This window comes from Flavobacterium sp. FlaQc-48 (genome assembly GCF_044007335.1).
In the GTDB taxonomy this organism is placed as follows: domain Bacteria; phylum Bacteroidota; class Bacteroidia; order Flavobacteriales; family Flavobacteriaceae; genus Flavobacterium.
In genome coordinates, this window is sequence record NZ_JBIPCR010000057.1 from 1 (window position 1) to 502 (window position 502).

At 29.5% G+C, this 502-nt stretch carries 1 protein-coding gene and 1 pseudogene; both read right to left on the bottom strand.

What is annotated here, in order from left to right; genetic code table 11:
* On the bottom strand, positions 1-247 hold a 247-nt coding region (locus tag ACHRWY_RS27560), incomplete at its 3' end, for a hypothetical protein (protein WP_395359226.1).
* Positions 222-502 (bottom strand): annotated as a pseudogene (locus tag ACHRWY_RS27565) (hypothetical protein); the annotation flags it as partial. The pseudogene ACHRWY_RS27565 and the gene ACHRWY_RS27560, both read right to left, overlap by 26 nt.

Below are 502 nucleotides of genomic sequence, written 5' to 3' on the forward strand. Positions count from 1 at the left end.
CTTCATTTATAATTAGATTTTCGTTTTCATTTTCGTTCGAAATCGAGTCATTTTTTAATTCGGATAAATAAAAAAGTTCGTTGACTTTATTTTGAGTGCTATAAAATTTGGCCGATGTTTTTGGTGTGTAAACAGATGCAAAAATCATGATGGCAAAATACAAACAAATTGAAATTATAGTTAATGCAATAACGGACTCTAATAGAGAATTGGCAGGGAGTTCATAATATTTTTTTGATAACACCATAAGTTGTTTTTCGAGTATTAAATAGTGGAATCGAGATAAAATAAGCAGGGCGTTTGTCTGTATTTATTTCAATATCACTGATCATATTTTCGTAATTTGATGAAGCTGTTTTTAAGAAAAATCTATTAGTATAAACAGAACCGTAAACATTGCTTTTGAGCATCAATTTTCCAGTGCAGTACAAATCGCCAAAAACTAGTCCTTCCTCGTCTATTTCGATAGTATTTTTATCTATTAAATCATGTGAGTTTCCAA